This is a genomic window from Mycobacterium sp. UM_CSW (assembly GCF_000455205.1).
In the GTDB taxonomy this organism is placed as follows: Bacteria; Actinomycetota; Actinomycetes; order Mycobacteriales; family Mycobacteriaceae; genus Mycobacterium.
Window position 1 is genome coordinate 1 of sequence record NZ_AUWQ01000010.1, and the last position, 16,507, is coordinate 16,507.

Annotated in this window: 12 protein-coding genes; 2 read left to right on the forward strand and 10 right to left on the reverse strand. The window is 68.0% G+C overall.

The genetic code is table 11. The features are described from left to right. Positions 1–18: 18 nt before the first annotated feature. Complete coding sequence (locus N415_RS03665; protein WP_068177331.1) at positions 19–672, reverse strand: TetR/AcrR family transcriptional regulator; 654 nt, start codon at positions 670–672, stop codon at positions 19–21. A gap of 115 nt (positions 673–787) precedes the next feature. Between N415_RS03665 and N415_RS03670 the strand changes: the two genes are divergently transcribed. Together N415_RS03670 and N415_RS03675 are read left to right on the forward strand one after the other, a co-directional pair. Continuing rightward, positions 788–1,153, forward strand: a complete 366-nt coding sequence (locus N415_RS03670; protein ID WP_068177332.1) for a DUF3060 domain-containing protein — start codon at positions 788–790, stop codon at positions 1,151–1,153. A gap of 34 nt (positions 1,154–1,187) precedes the next feature. Further along, positions 1,188–1,658: a DUF3060 domain-containing protein gene (locus N415_RS03675; RefSeq protein ID WP_068177333.1), complete on the forward strand. Its 471-nt coding sequence runs from the start codon at positions 1,188–1,190 to the stop codon at positions 1,656–1,658. A gap of 10 nt (positions 1,659–1,668) precedes the next feature. On the opposite strand, the gene N415_RS03680 is transcribed toward N415_RS03675, so the two are convergent. The 9 genes from N415_RS03680 to N415_RS03720 all read right to left on the reverse strand — a co-directional run bounded on the left by N415_RS03680 (position 1,669) and on the right by N415_RS03720 (position 16,504). Continuing rightward, entirely contained in the window at positions 1,669–2,436 is a 768-nt protein-coding gene (locus N415_RS03680) for a crotonase/enoyl-CoA hydratase family protein (RefSeq protein WP_068177334.1), read from the reverse strand. Then, positions 2,433–3,155 carry a PaaX family transcriptional regulator C-terminal domain-containing protein gene (locus N415_RS03685; protein ID WP_068177335.1) on the reverse strand — a complete coding sequence of 241 codons (723 nt, stop codon included), beginning with the start codon at positions 3,153–3,155 and terminating at the stop codon, positions 2,433–2,435. Before N415_RS03685 ends, N415_RS03680 begins: the two co-directional genes overlap by 4 nt. Positions 3,156–3,158: 3 nt before the next feature. Beyond that, positions 3,159–4,097, reverse strand: a complete 939-nt coding sequence (locus N415_RS03690) for a crotonase/enoyl-CoA hydratase family protein (protein WP_068177337.1) — start codon at positions 4,095–4,097, stop codon at positions 3,159–3,161. A gap of 61 nt (positions 4,098–4,158) precedes the next feature. After that, complete coding sequence (locus tag N415_RS03695) at positions 4,159–5,787, reverse strand: acyl-CoA dehydrogenase family protein (RefSeq protein WP_068177339.1); 1,629 nt, start codon at positions 5,785–5,787, stop codon at positions 4,159–4,161. Between the two features lie 46 nt (positions 5,788–5,833). Beyond that, positions 5,834–6,670, reverse strand: a complete 837-nt coding sequence (locus N415_RS03700; RefSeq protein WP_068177341.1) for a PHB depolymerase family esterase — start codon at positions 6,668–6,670, stop codon at positions 5,834–5,836. Positions 6,671–6,681: 11 nt separating this feature from the next. Continuing rightward, positions 6,682–7,437: a deoxyribonuclease IV gene (locus N415_RS03705; protein WP_068177343.1), complete on the reverse strand. Its 756-nt coding sequence runs from the start codon at positions 7,435–7,437 to the stop codon at positions 6,682–6,684. A 135-nt stretch (positions 7,438–7,572) separates the two neighbouring features. Continuing rightward, positions 7,573–11,520, reverse strand: a complete 3,948-nt coding sequence (locus N415_RS03710; protein WP_068177345.1) for a DNA-directed RNA polymerase subunit beta' — start codon at positions 11,518–11,520, stop codon at positions 7,573–7,575. A 56-nt stretch (positions 11,521–11,576) separates the two neighbouring features. Then, on the reverse strand, positions 11,577–15,101 hold the full coding sequence (locus tag N415_RS03715; protein ID WP_152531231.1) for a DNA-directed RNA polymerase subunit beta: 3,525 nt from the start codon (positions 15,099–15,101) through the stop codon (positions 11,577–11,579). Between the two features lie 389 nt (positions 15,102–15,490). Continuing rightward, on the reverse strand, positions 15,491–16,504 hold the full coding sequence (locus tag N415_RS03720) for an ABC transporter ATP-binding protein (protein ID WP_068104611.1): 1,014 nt from the start codon (positions 16,502–16,504) through the stop codon (positions 15,491–15,493). Positions 16,505–16,507: the final 3 nt, after the last annotated feature.

Consider the following 16,507-nt stretch of genomic DNA (forward strand, 5'->3'; position numbering starts at 1 on the left):
GGTCGCCACCATCGGGGCTCAGTCCGGTGCGGCCCGGTGGTGCGCGGAGCGCCTTTCCAGCCCCTCCAAACCCCGAGCCAGCCGCAACACCATGTCGGAGAACAGGGCGTCGGTGTCGATGTCGTCCATGACGCCGGTCATTTCCAGCAACACGAAGCCGTGCATCGCGGACCAGAACTCCAGCGCGGCGTGGAACGCCTCGACGCCGTCCAGACCGTAGGACGCCAGCACGGCGATCACCGGGGCGGCCGCGCCCCTGGTGGCGGCCGCGTACTCGGGGTCGTCGCCGCCGAGCGGCATCCGGGTGAAGGCCGAGTACCGACCGGGGTGGTGATGGGCGTAGCTGCGGTAGGCGGCGGCCATGACGAGCACCGCGTCGTCGCGGGCGCGCCCCTCCCCGACCCGGTTCAGCATCGTGATGATGTCGTCGATGACCCGGATCCGGACCGCCCGGCGCAGGTCTTCCAGGCTGTCCACGTGGTTGTACAGCGACGGCCCCTTGGTGCCCAGCTGCGTGGCCAGCGCGTTGATGGTCAGCGAGTCCCAGCCCTCCCGGTCCAGGAAGGTCAGCGCGCCGTCGACGATGCCGTCGCGGCTCAGTTTGGCCGGGCGGGACCCCGACTTCCCGGCGCGCTGGCGCCCAGCCGCCGACGGCGGTTCCGGAGCTGCCATGCGATCGCCCTTCGATTGATCCCGGGTGGGGTTAACTAATGACTCTAGTTGACGGGGGCCGGGAAACTCGTAGGCTCATTCGAGCGGATTCACCCGTGTTAAGAGGGGGCGTGCAGTGAACTGGACAACCGTCGCCGGGCCGCTGGTCACCTGCGCCGTCATCGTCGCCGTCCCCGCGCCGGCCGCGGACGCCAAGAACGGCGACACCCACGTCACCGGGCAGGGCGTCGACCAGACGCTGGACTGCAACGACGCCACCCTGATCGTCAACGGCACCGGGAACACCGTCAACGCCAAGGGAAACTGCTGGGCCGTCACGGTGATGGGGTCGGGCAACACCGTCATCGCGGACTCGGTCACCCACGACATCACCGTGTACGGATACGACGAGACCGTCTTCTACCACGGCGGCTCGCCGATCCTGTGGGACCGCGGGCGCGAACTGGGCATGACCAACCGGCTCCAGCAGGTGCCGGGCTGAGGCACGGCACCTTCAACTCCGGAATCGAGGATCCATGCGCGACCACACCACCGACCGCTCGTCCAGGCTGGCCGCGCTGGCCCTCGCGGCCTTAGTGCTGGCGGGCTGCAGCTCGACGGCCAATCCGCCCGGCGGCACCACCGCGACCACGACGAAGAGCACCGCCACCACGACGAGCGGCGCCGCGGCGCCGACGAGCTCGGGTGGGGCGAGCACGACCGCCTCCGTCGAGATCGGGAACTCGTTGAACTACGGGTCGATGGGGACCACGGCCACGCTTGATTGCGCGAACGGCAAGTCGCTCAACGTCGGTGGCTCTAACAACACGCTGACCGTCACCGGCACCTGTGTGACGGTGACCATCGGCGGTGCGAACAACAAGATCACGATCGACAAGGTCGACACGCGCATCAGCGTGGTGGGGTTGAACAACACCGTCACCTACAAGGACGGCGAGCCGAAGGTCGACAACCTCGGCTCGGGCAACTCGATCAGCAAGGGCTAGGGCTGCCAGGCTAATTCGCCGCCGCGCCGTGGCGCCCGGCCCCCGCGGCGAACCTCCCGGCCCCTTCGGCCGCCTCCGCGGCGACGCGCGCGATGCTGGCGAATTCGAAGTCGATCGCCTCCGATTCCGGCCTGCCCCACTGCGCCAGCGCCGAGAGCCGATCCGACCGCAGGCACTGTTGCGGCAGGGCCGCGAGCTCTGCCGCCAGTTCTTCGGCCGCTTGGCGCGCTTGGCCTTTGGGCACGACGCGGTTGGCCAGCCCCATGGCCAGCGCCTCGTCGGCCTGGACGCCGCGGCCGGTGAGGATCATGTCCATGGCGCGGCTCTGCCCGATGAGCCGGGGCAGCCGCACGGTGCCGCCGTCGATCAGCGGGACTCCCCAGCGCCGGCAGAACACGCCGAACACGGCGTCCTCCTCGGCGACCCGCAGGTCGCACCACAGGGCCAGCTCCAGGCCGCCGGCGACGGCGTAGCCGCTCACCGCGGCGATGACCGGCTTGGACAGCACCATCCGCGTCGGCCCCATCGGCCCGGGGCCGGTGCGGTGCACGGCGTTGGCGTCGGGCGTGCCGAAGGACTTCAAATCGGCTCCGGCGCAAAAGGTTCCGCCGTCGCCCCACAGCACCGCCACCGATGCGGCGTCATCGCGCTCGAACTCCTCGAACGCGGCGAAGAGCGCCGCCGCGGTGGGGCCGTTGACGGCGTTGCGCGCCGCCGGCCGATCGAGGATGACCGTGGTCACCGGACCGTTTCGCTCGATACGCACCGGGTCGCTCATTTTGCCTCCACTAGTCGGGGTAGGTTGCGTCGCTGCGCCAGCTCGGTGGCGAAGTCGTGGTAAGCGTCGCGCAGCCGCTCGCCGGGCCAATCGGCGGGCAGCAGTTCGGCCGGCAACATCGGATCGGTGAGCAGGTGGCGCACGATCGCCGCGGCCGCGAGGAACCGGCCCGGAATGTCCGACGCGGTCGCCATCTCACCGAGCAGCCGATGGCCGGTTTCGGCCCACCCGGGCAGGTCCCACAGCTCGCCGGCCAGCTCGGCGGGTGCGTCGTCGCGGGCCCGGAGCGTCCGCACCCGGGCCGCGACATCCGGGTCCAGCTCCGAGGCCAGGTTGTCGGGCCGCAGCCAGACGCCTTCGCGGAGCTCGCCAAAGCGGTTGTCGTGCATGGCGGTTCGCAACGCCGCCCGGGTGCGGGCGTCGCCGCCCACGCTGGTCACGATCAGCACCAGCCAGTCCCCGCGCCACGGCCGGGTTTGGGGGCGCATGGCATCGTCCTGCCGGCGTTGGCGCGCCAGCAATCGATCCGAGAGCCGGTAGCCGTCGGCGGACCGGATCAGGTCGCCCGCGCCGACCATGCGGGTCAGCGCCACCCGAAGCGCGGTCTCCTTGATGCCGAAATCGGCAGTGAGACCGATCAATTCGCCGGCCGTGGCGCACGCGGGGTGGGCGCCGAGCAGGACGCTGAGCACCACCGAGCGGGCCGTCATGTCCGGCATGGCTTACACCTGTGACGCTTCCCGGCCGTGGTCGCCGAAGGGCTCGTCGCGATGCCGGACCGCCTCCCGGAAGCCGTGCTCGACCGCATCGGCCACGAAGGCGTGCCCCTCGGGGGTGTGCCGCGCGACCCCGTCGAACACCGTGCTGACCATCCTGCTGGTGGCCACTCCCTGTTGCAGCAGAGCCGAATTGAGCGAGAGCTTGACCATGATCAGCTGGTTGACCGGCACGGCGGCGATCCTTTCGACCAGCCGCTCGGTCCGCTCGTCGAGGTCCTCGGGGGCCGGGGCCTCCACCGCCAGGCCCCACTCGGCGGCCTGCGCGCCGGTGATGCAATCGCCGGTGAGCAGTAGGCGTTTCGCGCGCTGGTCGCCGAGCCGGTGGGCCCACAGACCGGCCGCCGGGACGCCCCACACCCGGGTCGGCGGGTAACCGATCTTGGCATCGGCAGCGGCGATCACCTGGTCGGCGTGCAGCGCGATGTCGGTGCCGCCGGCCACGCAGTACCCGTGAATCTTGACCACCGTCGGCTTGTCGGCGTGCATCAGGCTGGAGAACCCGCGCACGAAGCGGCTCATCATCTGGTAGTCGATCATCGGGTCCCACGGCTGATTCGGCAGGTGGTTGATGCCTTGGGTTTTCCCGTCCAGCACGGTGCCCTGATAAGCGCCGGTCCCCCCGGCCGACCCGGTGCGATCGGCGTAGGCGGACAGGTCGAAGCCCGCGCAGAAGCCCTCGCCGCGCCCCGACACGAGGATGACGTGGACGCTTGGGTCGAGATCGGCGCGCTCCACCAACGCCGAGAGCTCGAGCGGGGTGTCCGCGACGATCGCGTTGCCCTTTTCCGGCCGGTTGAAGGTGATGCGCGCAACCCGATCGGTGACCTCGTAGGTCATCGTCTTCAGGTTGTCGAAGTCGACCGGCCTGATGGCGTGAGTCATGCGCGCCGCTCCTCCTCATCGCTACGCTCTGCATCGTCGCTGGCGCGAGTCATGTTGTGGCTCAGCCCTTTACGAGGGCACGCTCGAGAATCGGTGCGAGGTCGAGGCCCGTGGGCATCGTGCCGAATGCGCCGCCCCACCGGCCGTCGAGCCGGGTCGCCAGGAATGCCTCGGCGACGGCGGGGTGGCCGTGGCGCACCAGCAGCGAGCCCTGCAGCGCCAGGCAGATGTCCTCGGCGACCTTGCGGGCGCGGTAGGCGATGTTGTCCAGGTCCGCCAGGTGCTGACGCAGCCTTTCGACGTGGCCGTCCAGCCGGCGATCCTGACCCGCGGTTTTGCCCAGCTCGCCGAACAGCACCTCGACGCACTCCGGGCGAGTTGCCATGGCGCGCAACGTATCCAGCGCACTGACGTTGCCCGACCCCTCCCAGATGCCCATCAGCGGCGCCTCGCGGAACAGTCGCGGCATGCCGGAGTCCTCGACGTAGCCGTTGCCGCCCAGGCATTCCAGCGCCTCGGCGGCGTGCGGGGTGGCGCGCTTGCAGACCCAGTACTTGCTGGCGGCCAGGCCGATCCGGCGCAGCAGGGCCTCGGTCGCATCGCCCCGGATCGCGTTGTCGGTGGCGCCGGCCATCCGCATCGCGACGATCGTGGCGGCCTCGGCCTCGACGGCCAGGTCGGCCAGCACGTTGCGCATCAACGGCTGGTCGATCAGGTAGGCGCCGAACGCCTTTCGGTGCTGGGCGTGATGGATGGCGCGGGTCAGGCCGGTGCGCATGCTGGTGGCAGAGCCGAGCGTGCAGTCCAGCCGGGTGAGGTTGACCATCTCGATGATGGTGGGGACGCCGCGGCCCTCTTCACCCACCAGCCACGCGACGGCGCCGTCGTACTCCACCTCGCTGGAGGCGTTGGCATGGTTGCCGAGCTTGTCCTTGAGCCGCTGCAGGAACATCCGGTTGCGGGTGCCGTCCGGGAGGATGCGCGGCAGCAGGAAGCAGGACAACCCGCCCGGCGCCTGCGCCAGCACCAGGAAGATGTCGCACATGGGCGCCGAGGTGAACCACTTGTGGCCGGTCAGGCTGTAGCTGCCGTCACCGTTCGGGGTCGCCTGGGTGGTGCCCGCGCGCACGTCGGAGCCGCCCTGCTTCTCGGTCATCGACATGCCCGCGGTGATGCCGGCCTTCGTGGTGGCCAGTTTCAGCTCGGGGTCGTACTCGCGACTGGTCAGCAACGGCTCGTAGACGGCCGCCAGTTCGGGGTTGTAGCGCAGGGCCGGGACGACGGCGTACGTCATCGAGACGGGGCAGGTGTGTCCGGGCTCGACGTTCCAGACCGACATCTTGGCGGCGCGCACCACGTGCGCGCCGGGGCGCGCGTCCGCCCAGGGCGCCGCGTGGATGCCGTGGCCGATCGCCGCGCGCATCAGCTCGTGGTAGGCCGGGTCGTACTCGATCTCGTCGATGCGGTGCCCGTACTGGTCGTGGGTGTGCAGCACCGGCCGGTTGCGGTCGGCGAGCTCGCCCCACCGCTGCGCCTCGCGGCTGCCGGCGAGCGCCCCGAGCTCGTTCACCTCTTCGGCGCCCCACTGCCCGCCCTCGCGGATCAAGGCCTCGACAAGAACGGCAGACGTGGCCGGGTTGTAGTTCTCCAGGGGCGGAACCTGGTTGGTCACGACATGGGTATCAGGCATGGGTTCATGTTACATTTTTCCGACAGTCGCACAAGAGCTGTAATGATCAGCGTGGGTGCGCCGCGAAGAATTGCCAAAGCGTCTGGGTCGCGAACGGCGGCCACTCGTGGCCGCCGCGGTCGACGGTGACGAGGACGACGCCACGGTTGTCCGCGCACGACGCCGCCGAGGTGGTGACGGGGCCGCTGGTGGTCGCGGTCGCGGCGCCGCATTGGTCGAGGTTGCGCCAGAACGCGTTGACGTCGGGCACCGACGGGCCGTTGATGACGCTGAAGCCCTGCCCGCCGGCGTACGGGACGAGCCGATCGGCGGTGCCGTGAATGTGGACGACCGATGTCGGGCGCGGGCTGCGGCACGTGTTCAGCTGGGTGCCGGCAACCGGGCCGATCGCCGCGAAGATGTCCGTGGTGCACGCCAGCGTGAACGACATGATGGCGCCGTTGCTCATGCCGGTGGCGTAGACCTTGGCGTGGTCGATGCCGACGTTGCGGGCGATGTCGGCGACGACCGCGCTGATGAAGGCGACGTCGTCGACGCCTTCCCGGCCCGGCCGGCCGCAGCAACCCTCCCCGTCGACGTTCCAGGCCCGGTCGAGCCCATCCGGATAAGCGACGACGAATTTTGCCGAATCGGCCAAACCGTCCCAGTCGTAACCCCTTTCGGCTTGCGCGGCGCTGCCGGAATAGCCGTGCATGACGACCACCAGCGCGGCCGACGCGGGCGCTCCCGCGGGCTTGTAGAGCCGATAGTCGCGATCGTGGCCGCCGACGTTGAGGTGGTGCAGGCTGGTGCCGGTGACGAAGCCCGACGGGAGCTCGCGCCACGGCGCGCAACCGGCGACCAGCAGGACCACGCCGAGAAGCGCCGTGAGCCGACCGCGCATGGGCTCGCGGATCAGCCGCCGGTGTTTTCCCGCAGGAACGCGATGTCGTCCTTGCGGCCCTCGTCGGCGGTCTCGCAGATCACCGGCGCGTCGGCGGCCTTGACCACCGCGACCAGCAGGTCGGGATCGATCTGACCAGTGCCGAAGTTGGCGTGCCGGTCGGCGCCCGAGCCCGCGGCGTCGCGCGAGTCGTTGCAGTGCACCAGGTCGATGCGGCCCGTCAGCGCCTTGATCCGGTCGACCGCGTCGATCAGCTCCTCACCCGCGGCCCACGCGTGGCAGGTGTCCAGGCAGAAGCCGATCCCCTTGTCCCCGATGTGATCCCAGAGCCTGCCGATGGTGTCGAAATAGCGGGCCATGGCGTGGTCGCCGCCCGCGGTGTTCTCCAGGTACACCTGCACATCGGATTGGAGGTAGTCCAGCGCCTTGACCCAGCGCTCGAACCCGGCCTCCATGTCGTCGTCGTCGGCGTGACCGCCGTGCACGATCACCGCCGTCGCGCCGATCTCCGCCGCCGCGTCGCAGGTGTCCTGCAGGATCTTGCGCGACGGGATGCGGATGCGGTTGTTGGCCGAGGCCACGTTGATGAGGTACGGCGCGTGGACGTACAGCGGGATGGTCGACGCCTTCAGCGCCTCGGCGTCGTCACGCGGCTTGGGCTTCTTCCAGCTCTGCGGGTTGCCGAGGAAGAACTGCACCGCGTCGGCGCCGTCGGCCTGCGCGGCGGCCAGGGGGTCGTCGGAGTGGACGTGCGAACCGATGAGCACGAGGGCCAGTGTAGTAAGCGCGGCCGACGCGAGCGTCACGCCAGCGTGACATTGGGACGCCAGAGCCACGCTGGCGTGACACTCGGCGGGTACGAAAAAGCCCCGGGCCGAAACCCGGGGCTTTTTCTGTGTGGACTAGCGGTAGTCGGAGTACCCGTAGTCGTCCAGCGGAACCGCGGCTCCGGTGGCCTGGCCGAAGTCCGGGCTGTAGTAGTGATCCTCGTAGGACGGGATCGTGTACGCCGCGGCGCGGGCCTCCTCGGTGGGCTGCACCTGGATGTTGCGGTAGCGGTTGATGCCGGTACCGGCCGGGATCAGCTTGCCGATGATCACGTTTTCCTTCAGACCGTTGAGCTTGTCGCTGCGGCAGTTGATCGCCGCATCGGTCAGCACTCGCGTGGTCTCCTGGAACGACGCCGCACTCAGCCACGAGTCGGTGGCCAACGACGCCTTCGTGATACCCATCAGCACCGGACGGCCGGCGGCGGGCTCGCCGCCCTCGGCCACCACCCGGCGGTTCTCCGCCTCGAACTCCGCGCGGTCAATCAGCGAGCCGGGCAGGAACTCTGTCGAGCCCGAGTCGATGATGGTGACGCGGCGCAGCATCTGGCGAACGATCACCTCGATGTGCTTGTCGTGGATCGACACACCCTGGGCGCGGTAGACCTCCTGGACCTCGCGGACCAGGTGGATCTGCACCTCGCGCGGGCCCTGCACGCGCAGCACCTCGTGCGGGTCGGCCGAGCCCTCCATCAGCTGCTGGCCCACCTCGACGTGGTCGCCGTCGGACAGCACTCCCTCGGACCCGTCCTCGTGCTTGTACACACGCAGTCGCTGCCGCTTGGAGAGCTTGTCGTAGACGACCTCCTCGCCGCCGTCGTCGGGAACGATGGTGATCTTGTAGAACCGCTCACCGTCCTCGAGGCGAACCCGGCCGGTGACGTCGGCGATCGGCGCCTTGCCGCGCGGCACGCGGGCCTCGAACAGCTCCTGAACCCGGGGCAGACCGCCGGTGATGTCCTCACCGACACCACCCTGGTGGAAGGTCCGCATCGTCAGCTGGGTGCCGGGCTCGCCGATGGACTGCGCCGCGACGATGCCGACGGCCTCGCCGATGTCGACCAGCTTGCCGGTGGCCATCGAGCGTCCGTAGCACGTCGCGCAGACGCCGGTGCCGGTGGTGCAGGTGAGCACCGAGCGCACCTTGACCTGCGTGATGCCGGCCGCCAGCAGCGCGTCGATCTCCGGGTCACCCAGGTCCTCGCCACGCGCGACGACGACGTTGCCCTTCTCGTCAACCGCGTCGGTGCCCAAAGTCCGCGCGTACGCCGAGGTTTCGATGTACGGGTCGCGGATCAGCGTGCCGTCGGGCTGACGCTCGGCCAGCTCGACGACGATGCCGCGCTCGGTCTCGCAGTCGTGCTCGCGGACGATGACGTCCTGGCTCACGTCCACCAGACGACGGGTCAGGTACCCGGAGTCGGCGGTACGCAACGCGGTGTCCGCCAAGCCCTTTCGAGCGCCGTGGGTGTTGATGAAGTACTCCAGCACCGTCAGGCCCTCACGGAACGAGGACTTGACCGGACGCGGGATGAACTCACCCTTCGGGTTGGTCACCAGGCCCTTCATGCCGGCCAGCGTTCGGGTCTGGGTGAAGTTACCCGTGGCACCCGAGTCGACGATCGTGATGATCGGGTTGTCGGCCGGGTAGTGCTCGCGCAGCGCCTGACCGACCTCGTCGGTGGCTTCCTTCCAGATCTCCACCAGCGCCTCGTTGCGCTCGTCGTGGTTCAAAGCGCCACGCTGGAACTGCTTTTCGACCTTGTCGGCGCGCTCCTCGTACTGGTCGAGGATCTCCTTCTTGCGCGGCGGCACCAGCACGTCGGCCATCGAGACCGTGACACCGCTGCGGGTCGCCCAGTAGAACCCGGCGTCCTTGAGCTTGTCCACGGTCTGCGCGACCACGATCATCGGGTAGCGCTCGGCCAGGTCGTTGATGATCGCGGCCTGCACCTTCTTGTGCATCTGCTTGTTCACGAACGGGTAGGCCACCGGCAGCAGCTCGTTGAACAGCACCCGGCCCAGCGTGGTCTCGGCCATCCAGGAGTCGCCCGGCTGCCAGCCATTGGGGAACAGCTCCGCCTCGATCTCGGCGGGCGGGCGCAGCTGGGTCAGCCGCACCTTGATCTTGGCCCGCACCGACAGCACACCGCGGTCCGACGCCATGATCGCCTCGGCGGGCGAGGAGTACACCCCGACCTCCGGCTGGTCCTTGGCGGCCGGTGAGTATTCGCCGGTGTCGCCGTCGACCTCGGTGGTCAGGTAGTACAGCCCGGTCACCATGTCCAGTCGGGGCATGGCCAACGGGCGGCCGGACGCCGGCGACAGGATGTTGTTCGACGACAGCATCAGGATGCGGGCCTCGGCCTGCGCCTCGGCGCTCAAAGGCAGGTGCACCGCCATCTGGTCACCGTCGAAGTCGGCGTTGAACGCCTCACACACCAGCGGGTGCAGCTGAATCGCCTTGCCCTCCACCAGCATCGGCTCGAAGGCCTGGATGCCCAGCCGGTGCAGGGTGGGGGCGCGGTTCAGCAGCACCGGGTGCTCGGCGATGACCTCTTCGAGCACGTCCCACACCTGGGGACGCTGGCGCTCGACCATCCGCTTGGCGCTCTTGATGTTCTGCGCGTGGTTGAGGTCGACGAGCCGCTTCATCACGAAGGGCTTGAACAGCTCCAGCGCCATCAGCTTGGGCAGGCCGCACTGGTGCAGCTTGAGCTGCGGGCCGACCACGATGACCGAACGGCCGGAGTAGTCGACACGCTTACCGAGCAGGTTCTGGCGGAACCGGCCCTGCTTGCCCTTCAGCAGATCCGACAGCGACTTCAGCGGACGGTTGCCCGGCCCGGTGACCGGGCGGCCGCGACGGCCGTTGTCGAACAGTGCGTCCACGGACTCCTGCAGCATCCGCTTCTCGTTGTTGACGATGATCTCGGGCGCGCCGAGGTCGATCAGCCTCTTGAGGCGGTTGTTGCGGTTGATCACGCGGCGGTACAGGTCGTTCAGGTCGCTGGTGGCGAACCGGCCACCGTCGAGCTGGACCATGGGGCGCAGCTCCGGCGGGATCACCGGCACCGCGTCGAGCACCATGCCCATCGGCGAGTTGCCCGACTGCTGGAAGGCGGCGACCACCTTGAGGCGCTTCAGGGCGCGAAGTTTCTTCTGCCCCTTGCCGTTACGGATGACGTCACGCAGCGAGTCGGCCTCGGCGTCGATGTCGAAGTTCTCGATCAGCTTCTGGATCGACTCCGCGCCCATCGCACCGGTGAAGTACTCGCCGTAGCGGTCGACGAGCTCGCGGTAGAGGTTCTCGTCGACGATCAGCTGCTTGGGGGCCAGCTTGGTGAAGGTGTTCCAGATGTCCTCCAGCCGGTCCAGCTCGCGCTGGGCGCGGTCGCGGATCTGGCGCATCTCGCGCTCGCCGCCGTCGCGAACCTTGCGTCGCGCGTCGGCCTTGGCGCCCTCGGCCTCCAGCTCGGCCAGGTCCGCCTCGAGCTTTTGCGCACGCGCCTCGAGTTCGGCGTCGCGCTGGTCCTCAACTCCCTTGCGCTCGACCATCATTTCGGCCTCGAGCGTGGACAGCTCGTTGTGGCGCATCTCGTCGTCGACGGACGTGATCACGTACGCGGCGAAGTAGATGATCTTCTCGAGGTCCTTGGGCGCCAGGTCGAGCAGGTAGCCCAGGCGCGACGGCACACCCTTGAAGTACCAGATGTGCGTGACGGGCGCCGCCAGCTCGATGTGGCCCATCCGCTCGCGGCGCACCTTGGCGCGGGTCACCTCGACGCCGCAGCGCTCACAGATGATGCCCTTGAAGCGGACGCGCTTGTACTTGCCGCAGTAGCACTCCCAGTCCCGAGTCGGTCCGAAGATCTTCTCGCAGAACAGGCCGTCCTTCTCCGGCTTCAGCGTGCGGTAGTTGATCGTCTCCGGCTTCTTGACCTCGCCGTAAGACCATTGCCTGATGTCCTCCGCGGTGGCCAGGCCGATACGGAGTTCATCGAAGAAGTTGACGTCGAGCACGTAACTCCCTTTCCCCTTGCGGGTTTAGATACCAAAACTAATAACTGCCAGGTCCGCTAAGCCAGATCTTCGACGGACGCGGATTCGTTGCGGGACAGGTTGATTCCCAGGTTGGCGGCGGCCCGCTCAAGGTCCTCGTCCTCGCCCTCGCGCAGCTCGATGGCCGCGCCGTCGGACGAGAGCACCTCGACGTTGAGGCACAGCGACTGCAGCTCCTTGAGCAGCACCTTGAACGACTCGGGGATGCCCGGCTCGGGAATGTTCTCGCCCTTGACGATCGCCTCGTAGACCTTGACCCGGCCGACGGTGTCGTCGGACTTGATGGTCAACAGCTCCTGCAGCGTGTACGCCGCGCCGTAGGCCTGCATGGCCCAGCACTCCATCTCACCGAACCGCTGGCCACCGAACTGCGCCTTACCGCCCAGCGGCTGCTGGGTGATCATCGAGTACGGGCCGGTGGAGCGGGCGTGGATCTTGTCGTCCACCAGGTGGTGCAGCTTCATGATGTACATGAAGCCGACGGTCACCGGGTACGGGAACGGCTCGCCGCTGCGGCCGTCGAACAGCACCGCCTTGCCGTCGCCGTTGACCAGCACCTCACCGTCGCGGTTGGGCAGCGTGGCCGACAGCAGCCCCTGCAGCTCGGCCTCCTGCGCGCCGTCGAACACCGGCGTGGACACGATGGCGTTCGGCTCGGCGTGCAACAAGTCCTCCGGCAGGTTGGCGGCCCAGTCGGGAACGCCCTTGCCGGTGTCGACCTTCCAGCCGCTGTGCGCGCACCAGCCGAGGTGCGTTTCCAGGATCTGGCCGATGTTCATCCGTCGCGGCACACCGTGCGTGTTCAGGATGATGTCCACCGGGGTGCCGTCCGGGAGGAACGGCATGTCCTCGACCGGCAGGATCTTGCCGATCACGCCCTTGTTGCCGTGCCGGCCGGCGAGCTTGTCGCCGTCGGAGATCTTGCGCTTCTGGGCCACGTACACGCGGACCAGCTCGTTAACCCCGGCCGGCAACTCGTCGTCGTCCTCGCGGGAGAACACCCGGATGCCGATGACCTTGCCGGACTCGCCGTGCGGCACCTTCAGCGAGGTGTCGCGGACCTCGCGGGCCTTCTCACCGAAGATCGCCCGCAGCAGCCGCTCCTCCGGGGTCAGCTCGGTCTCACCCTTCGGGGTGACCTTGCCGACCAGGATGTCGCCGTCGCGAACCTCGGCCCCGATCCGCACGATGCCGCGCTCGTCCAGGTCGGCGAGGACCTCGTCGGAGACATTGGGGATGTCCCGGGTGATCTCCTCGGCGCCCAGCTTGGTGTCGCGGGCATCGATCTCGTGCTCCTCGATGTGGATCGAGGTCAGCACGTCCTCTTCGACCAGGCGGTTGGAGAGGATGATCGCGTCCTCGTAGTTGTGGCCCTCCCACGGCATGATCGCCACCAGCAGGTTCTTGCCCAGCGCCATCTCACCGTTCTCGGTGCAGGGGCCGTCGGCGATCACCTGGCCGGCCTCGACGCGGTCGCCCGCGTCGACGATCGGCGACTGGTTGGCGCAGGTGCCGTGGTTGGAACGGGCGAACTTGCGCATCCGGTAGGTGTGCCGGGTGCCGTCGTCGGCCATCACGGTGATGTAGTCCGCGGAGACCTCCTCGATCACCCCGGCCTTCTCCGCGACGACGACGTCGCCGGCGTCGATCGCGGCACGCAACTCCATGCCGGTGCCCACCAGCGGCGCCTCGCTGCGCACCAGCGGAACCGCCTGGCGCTGCATGTTGGCACCCATCAGGGCGCGGTTGGCGTCGTCGTGCTCGAGGAACGGGATCATGGCGGTGGCCACCGACACCATCTGGCGCGGCGACACGTCCATGTAGTCGACCTCGGACGACGGCACGTACTCGACCTCGCCCGCCTTGCGGCGGACCAGGACGCGCGGCTCGACGAACCGGCCGCTTCCGTCGATCGGCGAGTTGGCCTGCGCCACCACGTGGCGGTCCTCCTCGTCGGCGGTCAGGTACACGATCTCGTCCGTGACCACGCCGTCGACCACCTTGCGGTACGGCGTCTCGATGAACCCGAACGGGTTGACCCGCGCGTACACCGAAAGCGAGCCGATCAGACCGATGTTCGGACCCTCCGGGGTCTCGATCGGGCACATGCGGCCGTAGTGCGACGGGTGCACGTCACGGACCTCCAGGCCGGCGCGCTCACGGGACAGACCGCCGGGGCCCAGCGCCGACAGGCGGCGCTTGTGGGTCAGACCCGACAGCGGGTTGTTCTGGTCCATGAACTGCGACAGCTGGCTGGTGCCGAAGAACTCCTTGATCGCGGCGACCACCGGCCGGATGTTGATCAGCGTCTGCGGCGTGATGGCCTCGACGTCCTGGGTGGTCATCCGCTCGCGGACGACGCGCTCCATCCGGGACATGCCGACCCGGATCTGGTTCTGGATCAGCTCGCCGACCGTGCGCAGCCGGCGGTTGCCGAAGTGGTCGATGTCGTCGGTCTCCACCGGCACCTCGACGCCGCCGGGGACGGTCATCACCGACTGCCCCTCGTGCAGGCGAACCAGGTACTCGATGGTCGCGACGACGTCCTCTTCGGTCAGCGTGGTCGTCGTGATCGGGTTCTCGGTGTTCAGGCCGAGCTTCTTGTTGACCTTGTAGCGGCCCACTCGGGCCAGGTCGTAGCGCTTCTCCTTGAAGAACAGGTTCTCCAGCAGGGTCTGCGCGGACTCCTTGGTCGGCGGCTCGCCCGGACGCAGCTTGCGGTAGATGTCCAGCAGCGCCTCGTCGGTGCCGGCGGTGTTGTCCTTCTCCAGCGTCGACATCATGATCTCGGAGAAGCCGAACCGCTCGGTGATCCGCTCGGTGGTCCAGCCCAGCGCCTTGAGCAGCACGGTGACCGGCTGGCGGCGCTTGCGGTCGATGCGCACGCCGACGGTGTCGCGCTTGTCGACGTCGAACTCGAGCCAGGCCCCGCGGCTGGGGATCACCTTGACGCTGTGCAGCGTCTTCTCGGTGGACTTGTCGATCGTCTCGTCGAAGTAGACGCCGGGCGAGCGCACCAGCTGGCTGACGACGACGCGCTCGGTCCCGTTGATGATGAAGGTGCCCTTCTCGGTCATCATCGGGAAGTCGCCCATGAACACCGTCTGGCTCTTGATCTCGCCGGTGTTGTTGTTGATGAACTCGGCCGTGACGAACAGCGGGGCCGCGTAGGTCATGTCCTTGTCTTTGCACTCGTCGACCGGCGCCTTGACCTCGTCAAAGCGGGGATCGGAGAAAGACAGCGACATCGAGCCCGAGAAGTCCTCGATCGGCGAGAGCTCGTAGAGGACCTCTTCGAGGCCGCCCACCGGGTTGGCCCCTGCCGTGCTTCCCGCGCGGGCCATTGCGCTCTCGCGCCAGCGCGGCGACCCGATCAGCCACTCAAAGGAGTCCGTCTGCACGTCGAGGAGCCCCGGAACCTCAAGCGGTTCGCGGAGCTTGGCGAAGGAAACTCGGTTGGGTGCTCCGGGCACGGAGCCATTGGTGGAATTTGAGTCTTTGGAACTCTGGTGGCGACTCTTGCTCTGGCGGGAATCTGCCAAGATGCGTCCTTCCAGCACCTCGTGCGACTCACGGCCCCGGGGAAACCGGCTGCGTTCGCCGCATCAATTTGTCGGTACGGCTGGCGAACGATCTGCCCGGATCTCACGCGCGCAACTAAATAGCTAAGCCGCGGGAGGGGGCTCAGGCTAAGACCACAGTGTCAGTGGCGGGTGAGGTGGGCAGGAGGTAGCCAGCGCAACGTCCAACAATAGCGCAGGACCGCGCATTCCTCAACTACCCACAACAATCAACCCAGGGACATCGGCGCTGGCTCGCGATCTCGACTTCCCGTGGGTACATGCTGCCCAACAGACTGACCCGTTTAGGCCCGGTCGTCAAGAGGGCGGGGCGGCAAGTTGCACCGTGTTATCGCGATATTCGGAAATTTTTACGACCCGCCGAACTCGTTGGCCTTGAACCGGTGGGTGCCTTCGAGGTCGTCGAGAATCGCCGCCTGGGCATTCTTGGGCAGAGTGTGCAGGATCTCGCGCACCCGGGCCTGGCGCCGCGCGACGGCCTTGCGCTCCGGCATGCCCGGCGTCGCGGTGATCTGCGGCGGCACCCCCTCGATCTCCTCGACGCCGCCGGCGTGGTGGCCGGCATCCAGCAGGGCCTGCTCCTCGGCCATGGTGGCCTCGTCCTTCTCCTCGGACATGCCGATCGGCCCGATGCGCCGGCCGTTGAGGAACTGGCGCACGACGGGCTCGTCGCTGGTCAGCAGCACCTCCCGCGGCCCGAACATGACCAGCTTGCGACGGAACAGCATGCCCATGTTGTCCGGCACCGTGCGGGCGATGTTGATGTTGTGCGTCACGATCAGGACGGTGGCGTCGATCTGGGCGTTGATGTCGAGGATCAGCTGGCTCAAATACGCGGTACGAACCGGGTCCAGACCGGAGTCGGGCTCGTCACACAGGATGATCTGCGGGTCCATCACCAGCGCCCGGGCCAGGCTGGCGCGCTTGCGCATACCACCGGAGATCTCACCGGGGAACTTCTTCTCATCCCCGCCGAGGCCCACCAGGGTCAGCTTCTCCATGACGATGTCACGGATCTCGCTTTCCTTCTTCTTTGTGTGCTCGCGCAACGGGAACGCCGCGTTGTCGAACAGGTTCATCGAACCGAACAGCGCGCCGTCCTGGAACATGACGCCGAACAGCGTGCGAATCTCGTAGAGCTCCTTGGCCGAGCACTCGAGGATGTCGGTGCCGTCGATCATGATCGAGCCGCGCTCCGGGCGCAGCAGACCGATCAGCGACTTCAGGAACACCGATTTGCCGGTACCCGACGGCCCGAGCAAGACGCTGACCTCCCCGGCGGGGATATCCAGCGTCACGTCTTCCCAAATCCTCGAGGGACCGAACGACTTCGTGAGTCCCCTCACCTCAATTGCGACGCCCATGGG

What these genes read in the sequence shown, in the direction of transcription:
- N415_RS03665 (WP_068177331.1), bottom strand. Translation starts at nt 672, where the DNA reads ATGGCAGCTCCGGAACCGCCGTCGGCGGCTGGGCGCCAGCGCGCCGGG.
- N415_RS03675 (WP_068177333.1), top strand. Translation starts at nt 1,188, where the DNA reads ATGCGCGACCACACCACCGACCGCTCGTCCAGGCTGGCCGCGCTGGCC.
- N415_RS03680 (WP_068177334.1), bottom strand. Translation starts at nt 2,436, where the DNA reads ATGAGCGACCCGGTGCGTATCGAGCGAAACGGTCCGGTGACCACGGTC.
- N415_RS03685 (WP_068177335.1), bottom strand. Translation starts at nt 3,155, where the DNA reads ATGCCGGACATGACGGCCCGCTCGGTGGTGCTCAGCGTCCTGCTCGGC.
- N415_RS03690 (WP_068177337.1), bottom strand. Translation starts at nt 4,097, where the DNA reads ATGACTCACGCCATCAGGCCGGTCGACTTCGACAACCTGAAGACGATG.
- N415_RS03695 (WP_068177339.1), bottom strand. Translation starts at nt 5,787, where the DNA reads ATGCCTGATACCCATGTCGTGACCAACCAGGTTCCGCCCCTGGAGAAC.
- N415_RS03700 (WP_068177341.1), bottom strand. Translation starts at nt 6,670, where the DNA reads ATGCGCGGTCGGCTCACGGCGCTTCTCGGCGTGGTCCTGCTGGTCGCC.
- N415_RS03720 (WP_068104611.1), bottom strand. Translation starts at nt 16,504, where the DNA reads ATGGGCGTCGCAATTGAGGTGAGGGGACTCACGAAGTCGTTCGGTCCC.